Consider the following 1910-nt stretch of genomic DNA (forward strand, 5'->3'; position numbering starts at 1 on the left):
GGGCCGGCATGGCCCAGGGGGATGGGGCCCCGGGGGAAGTTGGGGTTCGGGGTCTGGCGGCGGCTTGGGTGGTGGCGGATTTTCTTCCGGCGGCGGTGGTGACTTTGGGGGCGGTGGTGCCTCGGGAGACTGGTGACATGAACGCTCTTCAAGACACCTGGATACAACGTGCAAGACGTTGGTGGCGTCACCACTGGATCAGCGAGTCCGCGTCCCGTCGTGCGGTTCCGCCCGAGATGGCGCAGCGCCTTCAGCAACGCATTGCAGCCAGTGAATCGCGCCACAGCGGACAAATTTGTGTGTGCATCGAAGGCGCCCTGCCCGATGACGCTTTGCGTCGCGCCGGACGTGAGGCCCCGCTGTCACAGGTGGTGCGCGAGCGTGCCTTGTCGTGGTTTGGCCAGATGCAGGTCTGGGACACCGAGCACAACAACGGTGTGCTCATATACCTGTTGCTGGCCGAGCGGCGCATCGAGATCGTGGCTGACCGTGGCATTGCCCGCCATGTCGGCCCTGCGCAGTGGCAGGAGATGGTGGCGCGTTTGTCGCAGCACCTCAAGGCGGCCGACTACGAGCAAGGCTTGACCACGGCCCTCGAAGAAGTGTCCGGCCTGCAGATGCAGCACTTTGCGCTGCCCTCCGGGCAAGCCTCCGTCAACGAGCTGCCCAATCTGGTGGTGTGGGCCTGATCAGTCGATGCCTTTGAGCACACGCCGGTATTGAATCGCTTCAGCAATGTGCGCAGGTTCAATGCGCTCCGTGCCGGCCAAGTCTGCAATGGTGCGCGCCACCTTCAGACATCGGTGCGTGCCGCGCCCGCTCCAGGCCAGACGTGCCGCTGCTTTTTGCAACAGGTCGGCGGCAGAGGCTTGTAGCGGGGTGTGCGCATCAATCGCTTGTCCTTGCAGGTCGTGGTTGGTGCAGCCTTGTCGCTGCAAGGCGCGCTCGCGGGCCTGAAGGCAACGCGCGGCCACCGTTGTGCTGGGCTCGCCACTGGCTGCTTGCAGCAATTCCTGTGGGCCCAGGCTGGGCACTTCGATGTGCAGATCAATACGGTCCAGCAGCGGGCCGCTGAGCTTGCCTTGGTAGCGCGCAATCTGGTCAGGGGTGCAGCGGCAGCTGCGCTGGGCGTGGCTCAGGTAACCGCAGGGGCAAGGGTTCATGGCTGCAATTAACTGGAAACGTGCCGGGAACTCCGCTTGCCGTGCCGCACGGGCGATGGTGATGTGGCCGTTCTCCAAAGGCTCGCGCAGGGCCTCCAGCGCATTGCGCGGAAACTCGGGCAACTCGTCCATGAACAGCACGCCGTGGTGCGCCAGCGAAATCTCGCCTGGCCGCGGCGGCGAGCCGCCGCCTACCAGAGCCACCGCGCTGGCGCTGTGGTGTGGCGAGCGTGTGGGGCGCTGCGCCCACTGAGCCCAATCGAAACGGCCAGCCAGGCTGGCCAAGGCCGCAGACTCCAGCGCCTGCTGTGTGCTCATGGGCGGTAGCAAGCTGGCAAAACGCTGCGCCAGCATGGATTTGCCCGAGCCGGGCGGTCCGACCATCAGCAGGGAGTGCCCGCCTGAGGCTGCAATTTCGAGGGCCCGTTTGACGCCGACCTGACCTTTGACATCGGCCAGATCGGCGCGCAGCGGCGCAGGAGCCGGGGGCTGAGCCTGCACCTTGGCCCAGCCGTCCGGGTTGGTCTCGGGCGGTGGCGCGTCAGAGGGCGGCAGGAATTGCTGCACCACATCGAGCAGGTGTTTGGCACGGTACACCTCCGTGCCAGGGACCAGCGCGGCTTCCTGCGCGCTGTCCGGGGGCAAAACCAGACGGGTGTGGTGCGCGTGTTGTTGCAAGGCCAGACTCATGGCCAGCGCGCCGCGCACCGGGCGCAGTTCGCCCGACAGCGACAACTCGCCCGCAAA

Annotated in this window: 2 protein-coding genes; one reads left to right on the forward strand and one right to left on the reverse strand. The window is 66.2% G+C overall.

What is annotated here, in order from left to right:
- The first annotated feature begins 137 nt into the window (after positions 1-137).
- Positions 138-689, forward strand: a complete 552-nt coding sequence (locus AAFM15_RS00770) for a TPM domain-containing protein (protein ID WP_341684787.1) — start codon at positions 138-140, stop codon at positions 687-689.
- On the opposite strand, the gene AAFM15_RS00775 is transcribed toward AAFM15_RS00770, so the two are convergent.
- The coding region (locus AAFM15_RS00775) for a YifB family Mg chelatase-like AAA ATPase (protein ID WP_341684788.1) at positions 690-1910 on the reverse strand (1221 nt) is incomplete at its 5' end. It lies immediately after the preceding gene.

The organism is Limnohabitans sp., from assembly GCF_038134685.1.
Classification (GTDB): domain Bacteria; phylum Pseudomonadota; class Gammaproteobacteria; order Burkholderiales; family Burkholderiaceae_C; genus Limnohabitans_A.